This is a genomic window from Paenibacillus sp. JT22N7, assembly GCF_059383875.1.
Genome location: NZ_JBXENY010000004.1, coordinates 60,451 through 80,501, shown reverse-complemented (window position 1 = coordinate 80,501; position 20,051 = coordinate 60,451). Strand labels below are relative to the sequence as shown.

The following is a 20,051-nucleotide window of genomic DNA, read 5'->3' as shown; positions in this document are numbered from 1 at the left end:
GCTGCTACAGCATTGGGTGTTTTTTTACCAAAATTCCGGTTAAACAAAGGATCATGCTGCTTATATTGAGGATAGTAACAAAACAAGGAGGGATTTGTAATGGCAAGCCCGGTAGTACAGTGGTTTGATTTAACGAATACACAGCAGAAGACAGACTGGCAAATTGGTGTAGTCGATGCAGGTGACAAGTCGGATATAACGACATTTCTCATTTGGAATAATAAAGGTGGATCAGGGATCCTATCCGATATGACCAATTGTACCATAACAACCAAAGACGTACTTGGCAGCAACACAGGTGAGGTTGTCACTAATAAGTGGATTGAAGCCCGAGTGGATTCTTTAAACGAGAGTGATTTTATGTCCATTGGCGGAACAACCACGAAAATTATTCAGGCTGGAGGAGCTGCAGGAGCTGGACGTATTAAAGGTACAGCAAATGATGGTTCCGTTAGTGCTGTTACTAATTTTTCGAAAGTATCTCTTCGGGCAAATGTTCCTGCAACAGCGACGGCGGGGAATTTTTCATTCCTGACTCGAGTAGCTTATCAGTACACATAATTAGAAGCAGGAGCCCCACTTCTCAGTGGGGCTTCTTATCAACCAATACAATGGGGGAAAGAATGATGATAGGAAATAAGAGATTAGTCTCACCTGTGGGGCAACCGTTTATTTGGGTTGCTGAATATGCCGACGGTACTTGTACAACGGAATTCGATTTTGAAACCAAAGAAGAAAATAGTTTTTATAGTATTAAAAAAGATCAGCTTCTTCACTTTGGTCTTATTGGTAATGGAGCTTCCATGTATTTCGAGAGTTATAGCGGTATTTTTAAAATAATAGGTCAGACGATTGAGATTAATTATGTCACTGAAGAAACCACCTATCATCTTAACGGAAGATCAATGATGTATACCGACATTATTACATTTAAAGATGCAGAATTTTTATTTAATCCGACACAAGCAGGTTCTGGCCGTTCTTCCATAACTCAGTTTAACTTTGGTTATAAAGCAAGCTTCAATGATCGAGGGAAAGATTTTCATTTCCAAGCTATTTGTCAGATACCTTTAAATCAGCCTGCTCGGCTGGATTTGAAAGTCGTTTCTAGCGAGAATCTAAACGGGAATTTGGAAATAAAAAGGAATGGGGAAATAGTAAGTTTAATTGAGGCGCCTCTTATTAATGGTGTCGGGGGAAACATAGTCTGGGAGCTTAGATAAGGAGGAGACTTTATGAGAGAGGTTTTAGAAAAGAGGGGTCCTTATACTAAACACTATGACCAAGGTGACGGTACATTTAAAGTAGACTATTATTTACACCCTGTTCATTACAAGGATGTGAATGAAAACTGGCATGATATTGATACAAGGATTGTACCCTTGCAAAATTGGGAATTTAGAAAAGGCGTAACAAGAAATTTCTTTAAGGTGTTCTTTGATGATGCGAGCTCTTCAAACAAGCATTTAATGGGAGTGAGTTATCCAGGAGCAGTTTACGAGAGATGGACAAATTTTAAGCTTAAAGGAGCATCACCGACAACTACCCGAACAGTTGAGTCCAAACATGTATTTGTCGATTGCTTTAACAATATTGATGTTGAGTATATGGTCAGCAGCACAGGTATAAAAGAAAATATTATTTTAAATCAAAGAACAGAACATAGGCAATTCACTTATACCATAAAGAGCGAAAATGTGAATGTTATAGAATGTGGAGATGGATTTGCTGTAATAGATGCTGTCACGACAGCGCAATTGTGCCTAATTGAAAAGCCTTATATGGAGGATTCAGACGGACAAATTAGTTACGGAGTCAAATATGTATTGGACCATGATGGAATATTTCGAACACTGTCTGTAGTGGTTGAAGATGAGGAGTTTCTGGAGAGAGCCACCTATCCCGTTCTAATTGACCCTACATTAATTTCTACTAACGAAACTCCGCTACTTAAATACGATATGGGCTACACCATAAGCACAGCTACTTCTTTTATAGCTCAGGCAAGCAGCACGGTACTAACATTAAGAAATTCTACAAACAGCCCCAACAATGCTCTGGCTAGAGCTATATTTAGGCTTGATATACCGGAAGATATGGTTCCCGTTGATGTTAAACTTTCGGTCTATGTGGTGTCAAACTCCATTCAGAACTTTTCGGGACAGATTAATTTATACAGGGTAACATCTGATTGGAATACAAGCGTAAACACTCAGCCGTTACTGGAAAGCTTGGGCAGACAGCGAGCTGCTAGTAGTGGGGCGGCTGGAGTTTGGTACAACATTGATATAACAAGAGCCTATAGAGGTATTTCGGAACCATTCGGGGTTGCATGGGAATTGGTTACTGATTCTGGATTCAATGGAGGTGCACATACGGCTACCTTCGCCAGTAGCCGTAATACCAATCTTGCTATCAGGCCAAAAGTAACCATGGTGTACATTCAGAAGCCATTGCTAGTGTTTCATAATGGGAGCATCAATATGGATGGTTACTATAACGGAAATGGGGAAGAGATTTTTAAATTATTAGATATTGGTATTTTGATAGCGGGTCAAACTTCAGAGCCTCAGCGCATCTATCTGAAAAATTTATCGGGTTTTAAAGTTACTAATTTAAAAGCTTATATTAAATCTTCGGAATTTCCCGAAAAACTTATAATTGAAATTAGTAAATATAATAGTCCGTTCATTGCAGAAGAGACACTAATATTTAATGGCACATTTAATGATGGGGATGAAGTACCTTTGTTTATGAGAGTTGTTACAGTGGAGGATACAATGTCTGGTGGAGATTTTTACATTTATGCTAAGGCTGATCCTGTATAAAACTATTCATTATTTATTCGAATGTTTAAGAAATTGATAATTAAGGAAGGTGAAGGGTTATGTCAATTCCACTCACTGGAGGGACTTTATGTTCAAATATTAGCACGATGAAAATAGGTGATTTTATTCGCTGTGGTTACACTGCGGCGTCTGGAGCAGCTGGATATTTTCATAGCTTTGGTGACCAGGGAGAGGGGGGGGGATTACCCGAGCAGGGGACAAGCATACCTTCCGGCTTCTTTTATTTTATTAAAGTAAGAGAGGGTCTCCTCATCGCGGATCGACTTGTACAAACGAATGTAGCCTGGTCCGTTTTAAATATGGCAGGCTATACCCAGGGTACAAGCTTTAACGATACGCTTATTCCAAAAATGACATCTAATATAGCTCCGTCAGGTAAAGTCACGGCTAGCACAGTTTACAATACCACCACCTACGATTCGTGGTTTGCTTTTGATAAAACAGATAATAGTTATGGATGGCTTACAGCTAATGGTACAAAGACAGGATGGCTCGCCTATGAATTTCCAGCGGATGTGTTGATTAACAAATACAGTATTAAGGCATCTATTACTGCACCTACAGCGGCACCTCGACAATGGGTTTTAGAAGCTTTTAATGGGGAGGCGTGGGTTCCGCTCCACATTGGGGAATATTCTGGATGGACAGCAAATGAGGAAAAAGTATTTTTTCTAAACAATCAGATTAGCTATAGCAAATATCGATTAAATATTACGCAAAATGATGGGCATGCTTCATACACCGGAATTAATGAGCTAACTTTATCAGCTGAAGCGGTGTACAGTAAGGTTCGATCCATTACTGGAGGTATAGCCTATTTATCTGAATCAGGAAATCCATCTAACATTGACTATAGATTAGGAGCTTATCCGGAAAATAATGAATGGGATACTTACATGACATTCGGTCGTTATACCGTACCTGAAACGAATGATGGTAATGATGTTTGGCACTTTAACTATGGAACGGATGGTCCTTGTACCTGGGCATTAGATACGGTCTTTTCGGGTTTTCCCGCTGCTGCAGGTTTTGAAACAAGCGCATCAGGAAGAACAGTGCGGGGTAGAAATGGAGACTTAAAGGGCTATTGGAGTACTGCAGCAACGTATACAACGCCTATAAAAATAGGCTTCAGGCCCGTTATTGAATATTCCTTCTAGTCCAAATACTCAATACAATGAGGGCAGGTGTGAAAATGCTTTATCAGTTAAATCTTAGCGGGGGCTCTGGAGGCCTATCAGGACAGACTGTTTATACAGTCCCGAACGGTATTACAGTAACAAGCAGTAGAGTTGTATATACAAATAGCAATTATTATTACATGAGGTATCTGTTTGATGGCATAACGAATTCAAGCGCGGCTACCTCCTATTGGTTGACAAATGGTGGGCCAGCTACGCTCGATTTTGATTTTAATGCCATTCTAGGAGCAATTAATAGCATAGACCGCTTTATCATTTATCCAAGATGTCGGGATGATTCCATTTCCGATTATCGCATCCTAGTATCAAATAATAAAACGACTTGGACCGAAGTCGTGAGCAGAGTATCGAATACTTATGCCAACTGTCCTTACGGAACCATAAGGGAACATGGTATTAAGGGTCATTTCAGATATGTTAGGATTGAACTGTATCAATCAGGTAACTGGGGAGTGCTCCTCAATGAGATCAAAGTAGTGGTCGATGTGGACGAAGGCTATAATGATTTCTCATTAGGTACACAGAAATTAAGTGTAGAGCCAGGTTGGAAGAGAAATGATGACTCTGAGGTTTCCTACCCTAATGGATATATTCCATATAATGGTAATGAAATCTCTTCTATGTATGGTGGTTCTTCCAGAATAATTAGAAAGAGCGAATCAGTATCCAGTGGAACTTTCGATACGATTGCCTTTCAATTTTATGGCTCTAAGCTTCGGCTGCTCGCTTGTACGAACCCAGATCGGCAGCAGAAGATGCGTATTGAGATAGATGGGATTCATTTAGATCATTTTACTTCCAGATATCCGAATGCAAATATAGGACAAATATTAGTATATGAGAAACACTTACCTACAAAAGCCATTCATGATGTTCAGATAACAATAGATCAATCAGCAGAAGATGGTGATTTTTACCTTGATGCCATTGATATAGATGAGGATGGCTATATTTTAGGTGAATTAAATGCCGTGTTGCCTATACCGGATAAGGGTTGGAAACGAATTGATGACAACCATTCTGCTATTCAATATTCTCCCATGAGCGGCTGGACCTCATCTGTATTGGCAGACCATTATGGTGGAAGTGCAACGGGCTCGGTTACAATCGTTGCAGGAAATAAGTTTGCTTTTGACTTTATAGGCACGAAATTCAGATTGATTACCTCTAAAGCGATCACGTATAGTGATAAAATAAAAGTAACGATAGATGGAACAATCGTAGAGTACTTCAGTGCACTTGATAGCTATTATTATCATAAAGTTATTTCTTATGAAAAAACGGGTCTTTTTTTCGGGAGGCACCGTGTTCAAGTTGAAATTATCAATAAACCAGCGAACTCAGCAGGCTATGACATTAGATTGGATGCCATCGACATCGATGCTGAGGGGCGTATTTTACACCCACAAGAAGTTTTAGATGCAGGCGAGCTTGAAATTGGAAAACGCATACGCTGTAATTATAAAGCTCTGCCTGATGAATTTGGTTATTTTAGTGGTTTAGGGGAAGAGAACAAGGAGTTTCTCCCTCAGATCCCTATTGCTAGTCCCGACGGAGATTTTTATTTGATTGCTGTAGATGATGATAATTCAGGCAATATGATGCTGCTGGCTGACCGTAATATTCAAGGCGGCGTTTTATGGACAACATTAAATAATGCAGGACTTTCGACCGGTCTTGTATTGGATAAACAGAAAATACCGACCATTCCTATACTGACATCCAATACGTCAACTGATGGTAGTGTTATCGTTTCAGTAAGTTCAAGAAGTAGTGCAAATTCCGATGCTTGGAAGGTATTTAACGGGTATAAGTCGACAGGAGATACTCAGCGTTGGGTATCTATTAATCCTTCGCCGGCTTGGTTGAATGTATCATTCTCGGAAGCCAAAATTATTAAACATTATGCTCTGCGTTCTAATACCTATAATGCTGCAGCTCCAAAGGATTGGACTATACAGGCGAGCAATGACGGTCTGAATTGGACCACATTAGATAGAAAGTTGAATCAGTCGGGGCTTCTGACTAGATTATTGTTTTCTTTTGATAATGATACGCCCTATTTTCATTATAGGCTTCACGTCACAGCGACAAATGGATATACGGGGTATTTTGTTAGTTTAGATGAAATGCAGCTATATGAGGAAGAACGTTCGTTTTCCAATGCAACAATTAAACTTCCAACAGGCGGCGTTTCGGCAAATGATAAGTCAAATGATTGGGACAAATATGTTGCGGGCAACTCCTTGGAGGAAAGGATCGAGGCGGGAGATAATAGAGTCTGGAATTGGTCCGGTGTTTGGTCTCACACGGCAAATACGATATCTGCTATAGCGAGCCGCACGGTTAGGGGAAATACAGTCAATGGTTTCAGTAGTGTAGCTGCAACCTCATCAACCCTTACTAGCACAGGGTTTAGGCCAATGTTTTCTTTGTTAAGCAAATCAACTAACTTAATGGATCTAACTTCGAGCATCTACGTTAGGACAATAAATGATGTAGAAGCTAGTATGCACGTCTATAAAGATCATTTTGAAATTCCGGGCTCCTCCATGACTGATGTTACGTTGCCGGTAACAGCAACGGACTGGAAGGGGTATAACATAGAGTCTTCTGGTAATTATAATACCAATTATCAAGAATGGAGAGCCTTTGATAACTCAATGACGGCCACATACTCGTGGGCAGCTCCTTCTGGTCATCAAAATGCATGGCTGATTTTCACATTCAACGCTCCTTTAGCGATTGCGGGTTATGGAGTCGGTGCTAGACCAACTGATCAAGCGCAGACTCCAAGAGATTGGATATTTTACGGCAGTAATGACAAAGCCAATTGGACGCTTCTAGATGCTAAAGGCAGTGAGCCAAATTGGGCCAGTGGTGAACTACGTAAATATATGCTGTCCGAGGATCGCAGAGGACAGGAATACAGCTTTTTCAAGTGGGAAATAAGTAACTCTTCCAGTATAACTCAGCTTAGCATACAGGAATTTGAGCTTTATTCAGCCGACCAAATGGAAGGTATTGACCAGAGAAGAAGCTTTATTAACATTCCATTTAGAGAAGATTTAACGTCTTTCGTTACGGTCAAACCCCATGGAAGAATGGCGTCAACCGTAAAGGTTGTACCAGTATATATTGACCAACTTTCTTCCTCGATACAAGTTAAAAATACTAATCCCCTCATAAGCAGCATAGCAATACCATCAAGAGGGAAAATGCGTGGCACAGTTTCGGTCATCCCGCCTACAAAGACAGAGCTAGTATTAACTTCTGTTCAGGATGCATTTGTAAGGTCTTCTGTTCCGCGTTTAAATTATGGCGAAGAGCAAGAAATGATGGTTGGCCGAACAGCTGATGGTGAAGATTTCCGATCATTAGTACAGTTTAATATAGCAGCCATTCCAAGTGGTCAAAGAATTACAAAGGCATATTTAAAGTTATATACTGAAAGCACCAGTTTAATGGGTAACACGTTGGGTATATATGAGATACAAGAAGACTGGACAGAGCTAGGTGTTACATGGGCAAGTACACCAAAACATGAGCCCAAAATAACAGAAGTCCTTGTTGAAGTATCAAAAAAATATACTGAAATTAATTTTTTGGAACATGTTCAAAAATGGTACGCAGATAGGTTTGGTTATCATGGCATTTTACTCAAAGCTGAAAAATTAATAGATGATTCCTATGCTCGATTTGGTACGCGTGAAAGAGGCAACCAGTATGCACCTGTATTAGTGGTCGAATATTATGATCCTAAGGTGAAAAGTGCTGGATATGCAGAAGTTCGTACGGACATACTTGTACAACAAAATAAATACAGGGAAATTAAGAGCACTATTTCTGTTAAAAGTACATGGGATAAAACGGATCTGTATAGTTCAGTGAAAATATTGAATCCCGATATGATGGAGTCTTCTATTACTGTACGCAGAGAGAATATGCATTCTTACTGTACGGTTAGTAGAAAGGAAAGCAATGGGATTCCTTCACAAATAATAATCAGAAGCAGGCGTGAGAGCACACTTAATTCTTGGCTGGCTGTATCAAGAGATTTTCAAGTTGGCCATATCGTCGTGAGCCAAAACGACTCAAGCACCTTACCTTCAAGTATTATTATATACAGAGAAGCTGAGTCTGAATTGTTGACCTCTATCGGAGTAAGTAATCCGGAGCTGAGAGGCGAGGTCACTGTAACGTTTGCCGACACTATCCCTGCAACTATAGTTGTGGCAGCTCAGCAAAGTACTGATTTAGACTCGGATTTAACGATCAGGCTTACTGAAACAAAGGATCTATTATCAGATATTCAGGTGTGGGCGGGATCTATAGTAGAAGGAAATATTACTATTAAGTCAGGATTTCTTGCCTCCAATATTATTATTCCGAATTCTAGCTATAAGGACATGAGGGCATCCATAAAAATATCCGAGAAATTTGCTAGCGATCTACCGACCTACCTGGAAGTTATTAGCCGATCTGACGTTACTAGTTTTATCACCGTCGAGTTGGATGAAGATGGATCATACGCTTTTATTATGTAAAAAAGACATATAACCCTCTACCGGAGTGAGCTTCTGCATACCGGGAGAGGGTTATTTTTTGTCTCTATTTACTTATATTGAATAAGCAAAGGAAGGGTGAAGATATGATGAATGAAGGAATATTGACGATTGTAGTTGGGGCCATAGTCTCTGTTATTACAGGCGTTATGGGTTATCTCGGCGGTCGTAGCAAAGATAGAATTTCAGATCGTGAGCTGCTATCCAAGGACGAACAAGCTTTTCGCGCAGAATTGCGGGCAGAGCTGCTGGATCATAAAGAAGAAATCCAGAAGCTTAGCCAAGAGATTGTTATTCTACGCAAAGAAAACATGGAGCTGGTCACTGAGAATCGGCTGCTGAATGCAAAAGTAGAGCAGCTAGTGAATCAGCTTTCGGCCGGTAGAGAAGAGAGAATAAATGCTGGATTTTAAAAAGGAGGAGTCAGCTTGTCTTTCACAATGAAATACTTGATTGAACAACGCCTGCTTCCTGTAAAGACGAAACGTCGCTCTGGTATTGCTATGAATCGTGTAGGTTTCGCGGTTGCGCATGATACTGGAAATGATGGAAGTACAGCTGCTGGCAATGTTGGATACTATATAAACTCAGCCAATGAGATGAGCGCATCAGCCCATACTTTTATCGATGACAAACAAATTATTGAATGTATTCCTGCCACAATAGGTTTAAAGGAAAAAGCCTGGCATGTGCTTTATAACACAACAGTGGACAATGCCATTTATGGGGCGGATGCCAACGATGTGGCAATTGGCGTTGAGTTATGTTACTCCCATCTGAAAGGGTCTATAAATAATACAGAGTCCTACAAAAGATATGTATGGTATTTGGCTTATATATGCAATAAATTCAATCTGAATCCGCTAAAGGACATTATAGGGCATAATACTCTAGATCCTAAGCGGAAAGTGGACCCGACGAACGCCTTATCACGAATGGGAAAAAACTTTAACCAGTTGATTGCAGATGTGGCAAATGAGTATAAAGCCTGTACGGGAGTAACAACTGCGTATCCAGTGAAAGAAGCGACGGGTTTGATTTTATGTAAAGGAAGCACCGGGGAAGAGGTCCGAAAGCTTCAAGTGAAACTGAACAAGCTAGGCTGCGAACTGACCGTGGATGGGGATTTCGGAGCAGAGACAGATTTGGCTGTAAGAGCCTTGCAAAAATCATTTGATGTTGCCCAGGATGGCCGAGTTGGACCATTGACAATGGCTAGAATAGACGCGGAGCTAGCTTCGATAGCTGAAAAAATAGTAAAGGAGGACGACCGATTGCTGCTAGTACAATGGCAAGTCGATATGCTGGTAGATGCTTTAACGAAGCTTCAAAAGGCGGGTACATTTGAAAGTATGGAGTGGATTGAAAAGGCTAAAAACAAGACGCTTACTCTATCAGAGCTGGCTTTCTTAAATACGATTATTCTTTCGAAAGGTTTGAATGCAAAATGACAATAACAACTTTACCTTCAACTGTGGATGCTGTAGTTTCAACAGTCGGAATTTGGCTGTTAGTAGCCGGTTTGACAGAAGCGATTACCGAAATTTTCAAGCAAGTATTGCCTACTTTTATAAAGGAAAAAACAACCTATGGCCTTTCCATTATCATTGGCATCGGTCTTGCCTTTGCCTTTCAGCTTAACCCTTTTGGCTTGAATGGAACAGCCGAGTATGTATCGACTATGGCTGCGGGAGTTCTGGCTTCCCGAGGAGCTAATTATTTAAATAGCTTATTAAAGAAGCTATGCATGCCGACATCATCTGAAAATAAATAAAAAACGAGGGAGTATCCATATTGGATATCTCCCTTTTTCTAATAAATAATAGGGGAAAGAGTTAATGCAAACTAAGCTCTAACAGCTAAGATGCGACCGAATATAGTCTTGAAGCTGGTCAAGCCAGCTATCCAGACTCTTTTTGGATAAAGCGCTGCTAAATCGGCCTAGCTCATCGTTGTTATATTGCACAATAACAGAAGGAGTAGATTTGATGGAGGTATGCAGTTGAGGATTATACGTTATTTTAGTCACAATAATATGGGGTCTTTCTTGTGCAATCTGCGCTAAAGTGGTGCTTAACTGTCGACAATAAACACAATCTTCATTCGTATACAGCAGCAGGTTTAGTTCAGCAAACTTCTCTTCATTCATGTATCATTCTTCTCCAAACGTCCACATATCTTCAGCTATGCCGATAACAGATTCAATTTGCGACATTTGCTGTTGAAATTCACTCCGCCGGGCGTGGGCTGTGATTAGAACAGCTTGATGGCGAGTAATGATTTCTTCCGCCTCGGCAGCGATGTCTTCCATCACTAGAATTCCGTGCTGAAGACGGAATTGCAGATTAGTGAGGGCATCCTGCGTATTCGTCACTTCGGCTTCTGCCCAGGCCAACTGCTCAACTAGCTCATTGTATGATCGAGAGTCAGGTGTCAATGCTTGATCAAGCAAACTTTGAAAATAAGAAGCGTTATTCATTTCGTATACCTACTTTCATTTTTTATAAAGACTGAAAATTCTGATAATTAATGGGCCAGTTATAAACTAACCCAATTATTCACTTGAATTATGAATGGCTTTTTGCCTAATGTAATACAACACTCTTATCGAATAGAGGCTGCAATCGAACCCTTGCTCGTTCAAGAGGGCGAGAACTTTTTCTACACTCGGAATAGATGTGTTCTCTTTTATTTTTTGCGAAATTGCATGGATTTCCCGATCATATTTAGAGGTGACCTTCGATTGGCCGGCCGGAGCGTTATTTTCTTGCTGCTGAATTTTGGAGCGAATACGTGTCAGCGTCCGATTGATGGTCATGGGATAAACGCCTAGTTTATCAGCAATTTGCGAATAGCTTGCCTCCTTCATAATTAATATCATGACCGTTTTCTCAAACTCCGTGAATATGGGATCGTTTAATAGCTGCTGTACATAGACGCGATCGGTTACTTTTTGCTCAAGGTTGAGCTCGGATGTTTCCGCAATATCGAAATTAGCGATACCATCATAATGCTCCAGATCGTCACTGAACGTAGCAATCTCTCTATATCGCTCTACGGATATTTCTAAAAGCTTGGCCATCGTTTCTTCATTAGGCCTATGTCCTAACGTATGCTCAATTTCCCCCATTTTTTTTAGGAGCTCGACCGCACCACGACTTAAACGAACGGACTGAGAATCGCTATATAATAAGTGATTGATTTCCCATAAAATAGGACGTACGACAAATGTGGTGAATTTAATTCCCCTATTGAAATCAAAATCCTGCAGCGCTGTGAGGAAGCCGATGCAAGCATGCTGATATAGCTCATCGTCTGTCACCCGGAATTTCATTCTAATTTCTTCAATACTTCCTTTAAAATGCTTGATAATCGAAAAAATAAAATCGCGATTCTCTTTCAAAAATTCGCCAAGCAGCTCATTGTCCTGTTTGCATTTTTTTATGAGCTCCATATTATGCATATCTTTGAGTCCGGATTTTCGAAGCTTTTGATAGCAATGACTCGTCAATGGATTCACCTCTAACTTTCTATTTAATTTCCTAATTTGTAAGGCTCTATACTTTAAGTAGTCGTTGTATCGGAATGAGGAGTTGCGGACATAAAAATAGACCCTATAACTAGGGCCTAGTAAAAAACTTATTCATGTCGTTCAATCGATTCAAGCGTTTTGTTTACTTTTTCAAGGTACATTGTGCTGTAGTTGCCTTTGGCCACATTGCCTTCCCCTTGATTGTAAGCTACAATCCCTAGTTCTCTTCCAAATCGTTTTTGGGTATAGGCGAGGTATTTGGAGCCCACTTCAATATTGACTGGGGGCTCGCGCAAATCTCCAACGACTTTCATATATTTCTGGGTAGCGGGCAAAATCTGAAGCAGTCCCGTATCGTTAGCCGTGCCAACTGCCTTGGCATCATATTGGCTTTCTACTTGAATCATTGCTAAAATGGTATAAGGATCAACTTTGTAAGCTTGACTGTTTTTCATAATTAGAGAAGCCCATTCTTTAGCACTGGCTTTTGCTACCTTATTTTTGAGCATATGAGCGATTAGATTACTTGTAGTTTGGTCTGCTTTTTTAACAGGCGAAGGTACAGAATCTTTTGCATGTTTAGTTGCAACTGGAGGAACGTTTAGACTCTCCTCTTCCTGATCGATAGTCGTTGCAGGTGTTGAGGAATTTTTGTCATGTGGCAGGTACGAGGTCCAGAGTATAGTGATTGTTAAAACGCATGAAATTAGTCTGGGCATGGTATTGCCCTCATTTGTTCTTGAACCCGTTCGCCTTCATTTTGGGCGATTTTTATGAGATCCTCGTATGGTGGCAGATTAATTATTACTTCTTCAAGCCACTCCTCAATCATGTTCACCCTATACCTCTTTAATCCTGCTTCTGTAATGGAAGCCAAAAACAATCTCTTCCCATCATGTTGAAAATAAACTTCTTTGATTGACGTAATGGGCTGCTCGATCAGTAAAATTCCAGTTCGCACTCGATCATCCATTTTAGAAGTCATCCAATTCATACATTTGGCTCCTTTCTATTTTTATATTGTGAGTAGTGTCTTTAAGTGGATCAAAAGTTGCGGATGATAGAATAAGAAATGAAAGATTATTAGATAGCGGGATATAGCTTGTAAAATAATTGTTAAAAGATAACTAGTGAATTTTCCCTTTTTTTCGGCTAGAATAGAGCTAATCATATCTTCAAAAAGGTAGACTAGGGAGGTCGGAAATTAATGATGAATTTAGATAATTGTCCACGCTGCGGCAAGCTGTTCTCCAAGAACTTTCGTGACGTCTGTCCGGCTTGCATTAAGGAAATAGATAAAGAGTATGAGCTTTGCTCCGATTATTTGCGTAAAAACAAAGGCACGAATATAAATGATCTATCCAATGAAACGGGAGTATCGGTCCGCCAAATTACAAAGTTTGTTCGAGAAGGCCGGATTTCGATTGTGAATGCGCCAAATATGTCTTATCCGTGCGAGGTATGCGGTACGTTCATACGGGATAACAATATGTGTGATAGCTGTAGAGCGCGTTTAATTAGCGATACGGGGAAAATGCGCAATGAGGATGCTAGAAGGGCTGATGAATTGGAAGCGCAGAAGGCTAATCAGAACATTTATAAAGGTTTGGACCGCTATAAGGATCGTTAGAATTTATTAATATTTGTCAATCGTCGATATAACTATAAATTTCTTGGGGAATCAGCCGATAATACTTTTAAAGGTTATCGGCTTATTAGCATGTGTCCAAATAAATGAGGTGAATAAATTGAAGATAAATGAACCTGGTCGTATCCATTCCATTAACCAGTACCAGAAGAAGAATGAAATGGCTGTGAATAATGCCAATAAGAAGCAGAAGAAGGATGAGGTACAGATCTCAGCCGCCGCGAAGGAGATGCTCTCTACGAGTCAGATGAACAGCCCCGAACGTGCAAAGCATATTGAGAGCCTGAAGCAATCCATAGCATCTGGAACGTATCATGTTGATTCGGGCAAGCTGGCTGAGAAGCTGCTTCCTTATTTCGGCAACAATCCAAGCGAATGAGGATGGGTGAACGGAGATGTCTCTTGAGTTAATTGCAGATACTCTGCAGCAGCAGCTAAAGCTGTATCATTCACTTCTGGAAATTGAACTTAGTAAGAAGGACATGATTATTCAGAATCATGTTCTGCAGTTAAATGTACAGACCCAGAAGCAGAAGTTGCTTGTTGCGAAAGCGGAAGAGCTTGAACGAATGCGTACCCAACTGACTTCCCGTTATTTTAAGGATATTGGGTTTAGAATTCGCAGCGGTATTTTAGCTGAGCTGATTCGTTCCGTCACGAATCCAGAAATTAAAGTGCAGCTACTGCAGCTTCATAGCCAGCTCAATGATGTACTGGGGAAGCTGAAGGAAGCGAATGATTTGAATCAGCAACTAATTAAACAATCATTAGATTTTCTGGATTTCTCTATTGGCCTAATGATGGATGACCCGAACGAGGATCTCACCTACCAGCATCCGATGAATCAAGGATATGGAAATAAGTTCAATAAACTATTTGATTCCAAAGCATGATGAGGAGATGAAACGATGAGATCAACTTTTCATTCGCTGGAAACAGCGAAAAGAAGTTTATTCACGCAGCAGGCGGCTATTAACACCGTTGGTCATAATATTGCGAATGCAAATACTGAAGGCTTCTCAAGGCAAAAAGTTACGATGGTAGCTTCCAGGCCAATTGAAGCCTATGGTATGGATCGGTCATTAGCACCGGGTCAACTAGGAACGGGCGTTGAATTCACCTCAATTACTCGAATTCGAAATGCGTTTCTCGATTCACAGTACCGTGAACAAAGTCAAGGCTTGGGTAATTTATCTATACAAACAGATACATTAAGTAAGCTTGAACAGTTTGTGAATGAACCCTCAGATACAGGGATAAGAACGGTATTAGAAAATTTCTGGAATGCTTGGTCTGACCTTAGCAAAGACCCTCAAAATGTAACGGGCCGCGAAATTTTGCAAGAAACAGCTCGTGGCTTAACGGATACATTCAATGAACTGAGCCGCCAGCTTACTGATTTAGACGCAGATTTAACGTCTAATATTGAAGTGAAGGCAAACGAGGCCAACTCGCTTCTTACTATCATCTCCTCCCTAAATATGGAAATTCGCAAAATAGAGTCTATTGGTGACGATGCCAATGATTTACGAGACCAAAGGGATTTAATGACAGACAAGCTATCCGCGATCATTAACATAACAGTTACTGATACGGATCAAGGATATACTGTTTCCTTAGGTGGGAATGATCTTGTGGAAGCAGGCGATGTAAACCCTCTCACTTCTCTGGCTTTAGAGACAGCCTATGCGAACGGATCACTGATCGGTGGTGAGGCGTACGGGATGATTGTATCGCGCGATGTCTATGTAGCAGATTTTTCCCAACAGCTGGATACGCTTGCAAATACGCTTGCAAATGGTGAATTTCAAGTAACGCTCCCGAAAGGCACGGTAAAACCGGGAGAGACAACGGGTATACTTGCTGATGAAGTTATCACGGTTAAAGGGATTAATGGACTGCATAAGCTTGGCTATACGCTTGGAAACCCTGTTGAAGTAGGGGAGAATTTTTTCACCTTCAAAACAGGCTCAACTGGAATTACAGCATCAAGTATACAGCTTAATCCTAATATTGCTGCCGACTCTAATAAAATTGCAACTTCTCTCCGTACAACCACTGATACTACAGGAGCTACTACTGTAGTCAAAGGTAATAATGGGTTAGCCCTTCTGATGTCAGAATTAAAGGGGAGCAAATTTTCCTTTGACGAGACAGCGCAGGGTGGAGGAATTACTGAAGCAACGGTTGGTGATTTTTATAGTGCGGTAGTCGGTGCTTTAGGGGTTCAAAGTCAGGAGTCCTCTCGTTTATATCAAAATACCCAGGCCCAACTGGATCAAGTTGATGCTAGCCGAGCGTCAGTTAGCGGCGTGTCTCTTGATGAAGAAATGTCTGAGCTCATTAAGTATCAATATGCCTATAGTGCATCTGCAAGATTTATGACTACTTTTGACCAAATGCTAGAGAAGCTTATTAATGGAACAGGTGTGGTTGGAAGATAATTCAAATATAGCTGAACGACAAGTAAATTAGATTTATTTGAAAGAGGAGGGCTACGAACATGTCACTACGTGTTACACAAGGTATGATGCACATGCAGCTTACTAGAAACCTGAATCGAAATATGTCCCAGATGGAGCAATTGCAGCAGCAAACGACAACAGGTCGCAAGTTAAATAAAGCTTCCGATGATCCGGTGGGCATTACTTATTCTATTCGTTACCGTTCGGAGATTTCTGCCAATGACCAATATCAGAAAAATGTGGATTCCGCTTTATCTTGGTTGGATTTTAACGACACTGTAATTGGTCAGGCTGGGGATGTTCTGCAACGAGTAAAGGAATTGGCTACACAAGGTGCGACGGGGACAAATCCACAAATAGCCCTTGATAACATTAAAAGCGAAATTCAACAGCTGAAAAGTCAACTTATCGACATTGCAAACAGTAAGCTGAACGGGAAGTATATTTTTAACGGTGAACAATTTGATCAAATGCCTTATGATCTTTCCGCTCCAGGTTCGGATGCTAAAGCTCTAGAAACGGACGATGGCAAGATTCAATATGCAGTAGGTGTGAATGTGAAGCTGGATATTAATCTGACGGGAAATCAGGTATTTGGAGAACCTGATCCAGCAGGTACTGGAGATAATGTATTCTCCGTAATAGATCGAGTAATAACGGCGCTTGGTACAGGGAACTATAGCGGTGTTACAGCTGAGCTTGGGAATATTGAATCCAGCATGGATCGTTTTTTGAATGTGAGATCTGAAGTTGGAGCGAGAGTTAATCGCGTTGAGTTAATGCAGGGGAGACTATCAGACCTTGCTATCAACTTAACGGATATGCAGTCCAAAACAGAAGATGCTGATTTCGAAAAGCTGCTTATTGATACACAAATTAATGAGAATATATACCAAGCATCGCTCTCCGTAGGTGCCAAAGTAATAAGCAAATCTTTAGTTGACTTCTTGAGATAGAGATGAAGTTACCTCAACTGAACATACAATCGACATTAGGGAAAATCGGTATACAGTCTGAATTAGGTAAGTATGATATTAAGCAGAGCAGTGCTACATTAGACATTTCAACTGTTCATACGACAATGGATATTAAATCATCCCAGCCTGTTGTAGTTATTGATCAATCTAAAATGTGGGATGCCCTGACAGGGGGGAAGCCCGAGGCCTTCTGGAATCGTATTTATAATCAATTCGGTCGATTTGTACAAGAGGGGATATCACAAACGATCCAGGACTATGATCGAATCGGCGATATATTATATGACGGAGATCCAGTCGGGGATATTGCTGGCGAGAGCTTTTCCAGACAATCATATCAATTGCAGATTTTCGGTCCTGCATCAGCTGGTAATATTAGCTTTGAAGCAGTAATTCAGAAGCCGGAAATTAATATTACCCCAGGTCATGTGGAGATGAATGTTCAAACCAGTAAGCCGCAAATTGAGTATCAGAGAGGGGGAGTCAACATCTATATGGAACGGTATCCTTCTGTACAAATAACGCCTCCTCAAATTGATTTGACTTTATAAACCTGCCATAATGAATACAAGAAGCTATAGAATCGTAATGCGATGCTATAGCTTCTTGCTTTAGTGTAACGATTAAAGGAGTGTGACTGTATTGTTAATACAAACGACACGGTTTGGTGAGATAGAATGTAAGGATGAAGAGCTGCTGACTTTTACTAATGGAATACCGGGCTTTAAAGAATTTCTAAAATATTTCTTAATTGTGATTGATGACAGTCCCTTTATATATTTGCAATCTGTAGAAGAAAAGTCACTTGCTTTTATAGTCGTTTCTCCGTTTGATTTTTTCCCTGACTATGAGTTTGAGCTGCCTGAACTTGTAGAGCAGGAAATGGATGTAAAGCGAACGACAGACATTAAAATATTGAATATTATAAGTGTTAATGGAGATCTAACGAGAGCTACATTAAATCTTGCTGCCCCATTAATTATAAATTTAGCAAACAGAACAGGAATGCAATATATTATGTCAGATGAGAAGTATTCCATTCGCCAGCCTCTATTTGCTGATTCCTTAATAGTGGAAGGGAGTCGATAATATGCTTGTTTTGAGCAGGAAAAAAGGACAATCCCTGTTTATTGGTGATGATATAGAAATTAGTATTTTAGAAGTTAACAATGATACTGTAAAGATTGGCATAACAGCACCTAAAGAAATATCTATTTTGCGCAAGGAACTATATGTTTCTGTAGAGGATATGAATCGGGCAGCAGAGAAATCTCTGATCAGCAACACGGAGCTGAAAAAACAATTTGGTGAAATCAAAAAAAATAAGCTATAAACTCTGACTGAATTTGGCCGATATATATATTATGGCTGATAAAGGGCGGCCGACCTGGCTCAGCAAACCACAAGGATGTGGATCATTCATTTCATTTCAAGGAGGAAATAACAATGCGTATTAATCACAACATTACTGCTTTGAACACTCACCGTAACATGGGTCTGAATACTGCTGCTGCAGGTAAAGGTATGGAGAAATTGTCTTCCGGTCTTCGTATTAACCGTGCGGCTGACGATGCTGCTGGCTTAGCAGTATCCGAGAAAATGCGCGGTCAAATCCGCGGTCTTGAGCAAGCTCAACGCAACGTTCAAGATGGTATCTCGTTCGTACAAACAGCTGAGGGTGCAATGAATGAAGTGAGCTCCATGCTTACTCGTATGAAAGAGCTGAACGTACAGAAGCTGAACGAAACTTACCAAGCATCCGATAAAGCTAACATCAACCTTGAGCTTGATGAGCTGGGTGCTCAAATCGACAAGATTATGACGGACACGAAATTCAACAGCATCTCTCTGACTGCTGCTGATGTGAAGATTCAATCGGATGATAATGCTCAAGTAATCACTATCAAAAAAGTAGATACAGCTGGCTTCTCCGGTTTGACTAATGCAAGTACACTTGCTAACATTGAAACTGGTATTACAAACGTTGCAACACAACGTGCAACACTTGGTGCTACACAAAACCGTCTGGAGTACACATCCAACAACTTGGGTACAACAGTAGAAAACCTGACTGCATCCGAATCCCGTATTCGCGATACAGATATGGCGAAAGAAATGGTCGATCTTACGAAGAACAACATTCTTCTTCAAGCTTCACAAGCAATGCTTGCTCAAGCGAACTCGCAGCCGCAAGGCGTTCTTTCCCTGCTTCGTTAATTTCCGGAATAACCAACAGCCTGTTGAGAAAATCAACAGGCTGTTTTTTTATATTTGCTCTAATAAAGTTTATTGTATTTTCTGATATTAGTAATAGAGATATTGAGTCGGTATGGGAGGTTTGTTAATGAGCATTTCCTCAGTCAATCAGTCAACAGGTTATAAGCCTGACAAAAACGTAAGTGGCGAATCCTTGTCAGGTAGGGAACCTTTATGTATTTACAATCTGTAGAAGAAAAGTCACTTGCTTTTATAGTCTTACCTCCGTTCGATTTTTCCCTGACTATGAGTTTGAGCTGCCTGAACTGATAGAGCAGGAAATGGGCGTAAAGCGAACGACAGACATTAAAATATTGAATTTTATAAGTGTTAATGGAGATCTAGCGACAGCTACATAAAACCTTGCAGCTCCACTAATTATAAATTTAGCTAATAGAACAGGAATGCAGTTTATTATTTCCGATGAGAAGTACTCCATTCGGCCGCCTCTATTTGTTTGTAGAGGATAAGAATCGGGCAGCAGAGAAATCTCTGATCAGCAATACAGAGCTGAAAAAACAATTTGGTGAAATCAAAAAAAAAATAACAAGCTATAA

General features: G+C 40.4%; 22 protein-coding genes and 1 pseudogene. 18 read left to right on the top strand and 5 right to left on the bottom strand.

Features of this window, described 5'->3' with window-relative positions:
* Nucleotides 1-99: 99 nt before the first annotated feature.
* The 8 genes from AC50Y5_RS11970 to AC50Y5_RS11935 all read left to right on the top strand — a co-directional run bounded on the left by AC50Y5_RS11970 (nt 100) and on the right by AC50Y5_RS11935 (nt 10,390).
* Nucleotides 100-561: a hypothetical protein gene (locus AC50Y5_RS11970; protein ID WP_494860850.1), complete on the top strand. Its 462-nt coding sequence runs from the start codon at nt 100-102 to the stop codon at nt 559-561.
* Nucleotides 562-623: 62 nt separating this feature from the next.
* A complete protein-coding gene (locus tag AC50Y5_RS11965; RefSeq protein WP_494860849.1) occupies nt 624-1,223 on the top strand; it encodes a hypothetical protein in 600 nt (199 codons plus the stop codon).
* 12 nt (nt 1,224-1,235) lie between these two features.
* Nucleotides 1,236-2,828: a hypothetical protein gene (locus AC50Y5_RS11960; protein ID WP_494860847.1), complete on the top strand. Its 1,593-nt coding sequence runs from the start codon at nt 1,236-1,238 to the stop codon at nt 2,826-2,828.
* A gap of 59 nt (nt 2,829-2,887) precedes the next feature.
* Nucleotides 2,888-4,009 carry a discoidin/SUN/FTP domain-containing protein gene (locus tag AC50Y5_RS11955; RefSeq protein ID WP_494860845.1) on the top strand — a complete coding sequence of 374 codons (1,122 nt, stop codon included), beginning with the start codon at nt 2,888-2,890 and terminating at the stop codon, nt 4,007-4,009.
* Nucleotides 4,010-4,044: 35 nt separating this feature from the next.
* Nucleotides 4,045-8,598 (top strand): DNRLRE domain-containing protein, encoded by a 4,554-nt coding sequence (locus AC50Y5_RS11950; RefSeq protein WP_494860843.1) that lies wholly within the window; start codon nt 4,045-4,047, stop codon nt 8,596-8,598.
* Between the two features lie 104 nt (nt 8,599-8,702).
* Entirely contained in the window at nt 8,703-9,029 is a 327-nt protein-coding gene (locus AC50Y5_RS11945) for a hypothetical protein (protein ID WP_494860841.1), read from the top strand.
* A 15-nt stretch (nt 9,030-9,044) separates the two neighbouring features.
* Nucleotides 9,045-10,067: a peptidoglycan recognition protein family protein gene (locus tag AC50Y5_RS11940; protein ID WP_494860840.1), complete on the top strand. Its 1,023-nt coding sequence runs from the start codon at nt 9,045-9,047 to the stop codon at nt 10,065-10,067.
* Nucleotides 10,064-10,390, top strand: a complete 327-nt coding sequence (locus AC50Y5_RS11935) for a hypothetical protein (RefSeq protein WP_494860838.1) — start codon at nt 10,064-10,066, stop codon at nt 10,388-10,390. Before AC50Y5_RS11940 ends, AC50Y5_RS11935 begins: the two co-directional genes overlap by 4 nt.
* A 78-nt stretch (nt 10,391-10,468) precedes the next feature.
* Here the strand turns inward: AC50Y5_RS11935 and AC50Y5_RS11930 are convergent, their stop codons facing one another.
* The 5 genes from AC50Y5_RS11930 to AC50Y5_RS11910 all read right to left on the bottom strand — a co-directional run bounded on the left by AC50Y5_RS11930 (nt 10,469) and on the right by AC50Y5_RS11910 (nt 13,142).
* Nucleotides 10,469-10,765 carry a thioredoxin family protein gene (locus AC50Y5_RS11930; RefSeq protein ID WP_494860836.1) on the bottom strand — a complete coding sequence of 99 codons (297 nt, stop codon included), beginning with the start codon at nt 10,763-10,765 and terminating at the stop codon, nt 10,469-10,471.
* Between the two features lie 3 nt (nt 10,766-10,768).
* Nucleotides 10,769-11,095 carry a hypothetical protein gene (locus AC50Y5_RS11925; protein WP_430160399.1) on the bottom strand — a complete coding sequence of 109 codons (327 nt, stop codon included), beginning with the start codon at nt 11,093-11,095 and terminating at the stop codon, nt 10,769-10,771.
* A gap of 75 nt (nt 11,096-11,170) precedes the next feature.
* Nucleotides 11,171-12,070 carry a sigma-70 family RNA polymerase sigma factor gene (locus AC50Y5_RS11920; RefSeq protein WP_494860834.1) on the bottom strand — a complete coding sequence of 300 codons (900 nt, stop codon included), beginning with the start codon at nt 12,068-12,070 and terminating at the stop codon, nt 11,171-11,173.
* 185 nt (nt 12,071-12,255) lie between these two features.
* A complete protein-coding gene (locus AC50Y5_RS11915) occupies nt 12,256-12,867 on the bottom strand; it encodes a lytic transglycosylase domain-containing protein (protein WP_494860833.1) in 612 nt (203 codons plus the stop codon).
* The gene (locus tag AC50Y5_RS11910) at nt 12,855-13,142 is read right to left on the bottom strand and encodes a hypothetical protein (RefSeq protein ID WP_494860831.1); all 288 of its coding nucleotides are present in this window, start codon (nt 13,140-13,142) and stop codon (nt 12,855-12,857) included. Before AC50Y5_RS11910 ends, AC50Y5_RS11915 begins: the two co-directional genes overlap by 13 nt.
* A 216-nt stretch (nt 13,143-13,358) precedes the next feature.
* Here AC50Y5_RS11910 and AC50Y5_RS11905 point away from each other — a divergent pair, with 216 nt between their 5' ends.
* From AC50Y5_RS11905 to AC50Y5_RS11860, 10 genes and pseudogenes are all read left to right on the top strand, one after another.
* Nucleotides 13,359-13,778 (top strand): flagellar protein, encoded by a 420-nt coding sequence (locus AC50Y5_RS11905; RefSeq protein WP_494861510.1) that lies wholly within the window; start codon nt 13,359-13,361, stop codon nt 13,776-13,778.
* Between the two features lie 109 nt (nt 13,779-13,887).
* Nucleotides 13,888-14,175, top strand: coding sequence for a flagellar biosynthesis anti-sigma factor FlgM (gene flgM / locus AC50Y5_RS11900; RefSeq protein ID WP_081418858.1), 288 nt, complete (start codon nt 13,888-13,890; stop codon nt 14,173-14,175).
* Nucleotides 14,176-14,191: 16 nt separating this feature from the next.
* The gene (locus AC50Y5_RS11895; RefSeq protein WP_056036911.1) at nt 14,192-14,689 is read left to right on the top strand and encodes a flagellar protein FlgN; all 498 of its coding nucleotides are present in this window, start codon (nt 14,192-14,194) and stop codon (nt 14,687-14,689) included.
* Nucleotides 14,690-14,704: 15 nt separating this feature from the next.
* Nucleotides 14,705-16,240, top strand: a complete 1,536-nt coding sequence (gene flgK, locus AC50Y5_RS11890; RefSeq protein ID WP_494860829.1) for a flagellar hook-associated protein FlgK — start codon at nt 14,705-14,707, stop codon at nt 16,238-16,240.
* A gap of 59 nt (nt 16,241-16,299) precedes the next feature.
* Nucleotides 16,300-17,217: a flagellar hook-associated protein FlgL gene (gene flgL, locus AC50Y5_RS11885; RefSeq protein WP_494860827.1), complete on the top strand. Its 918-nt coding sequence runs from the start codon at nt 16,300-16,302 to the stop codon at nt 17,215-17,217.
* Nucleotides 17,218-17,219: 2 nt separating this feature from the next.
* Complete coding sequence (locus AC50Y5_RS11880; RefSeq protein WP_494860823.1) at nt 17,220-17,789, top strand: DUF6470 family protein; 570 nt, start codon at nt 17,220-17,222, stop codon at nt 17,787-17,789.
* A gap of 91 nt (nt 17,790-17,880) precedes the next feature.
* Nucleotides 17,881-18,327: a flagellar assembly protein FliW gene (gene fliW / locus AC50Y5_RS11875; RefSeq protein WP_494860818.1), complete on the top strand. Its 447-nt coding sequence runs from the start codon at nt 17,881-17,883 to the stop codon at nt 18,325-18,327.
* 1 nt (nt 18,328) lies between these two features.
* Nucleotides 18,329-18,571, top strand: coding sequence for a carbon storage regulator CsrA (gene csrA, locus AC50Y5_RS11870; RefSeq protein WP_494860816.1), 243 nt, complete (start codon nt 18,329-18,331; stop codon nt 18,569-18,571).
* Nucleotides 18,572-18,684: 113 nt separating this feature from the next.
* On the top strand, nt 18,685-19,455 hold the full coding sequence (locus AC50Y5_RS11865) for a flagellin N-terminal helical domain-containing protein (protein WP_494860814.1): 771 nt from the start codon (nt 18,685-18,687) through the stop codon (nt 19,453-19,455).
* Nucleotides 19,456-19,637: 182 nt separating this feature from the next.
* A pseudogene (locus AC50Y5_RS11860) lies at nt 19,638-19,964 on the top strand (flagellar assembly protein FliW).
* Nucleotides 19,965-20,051: the final 87 nt, after the last annotated feature.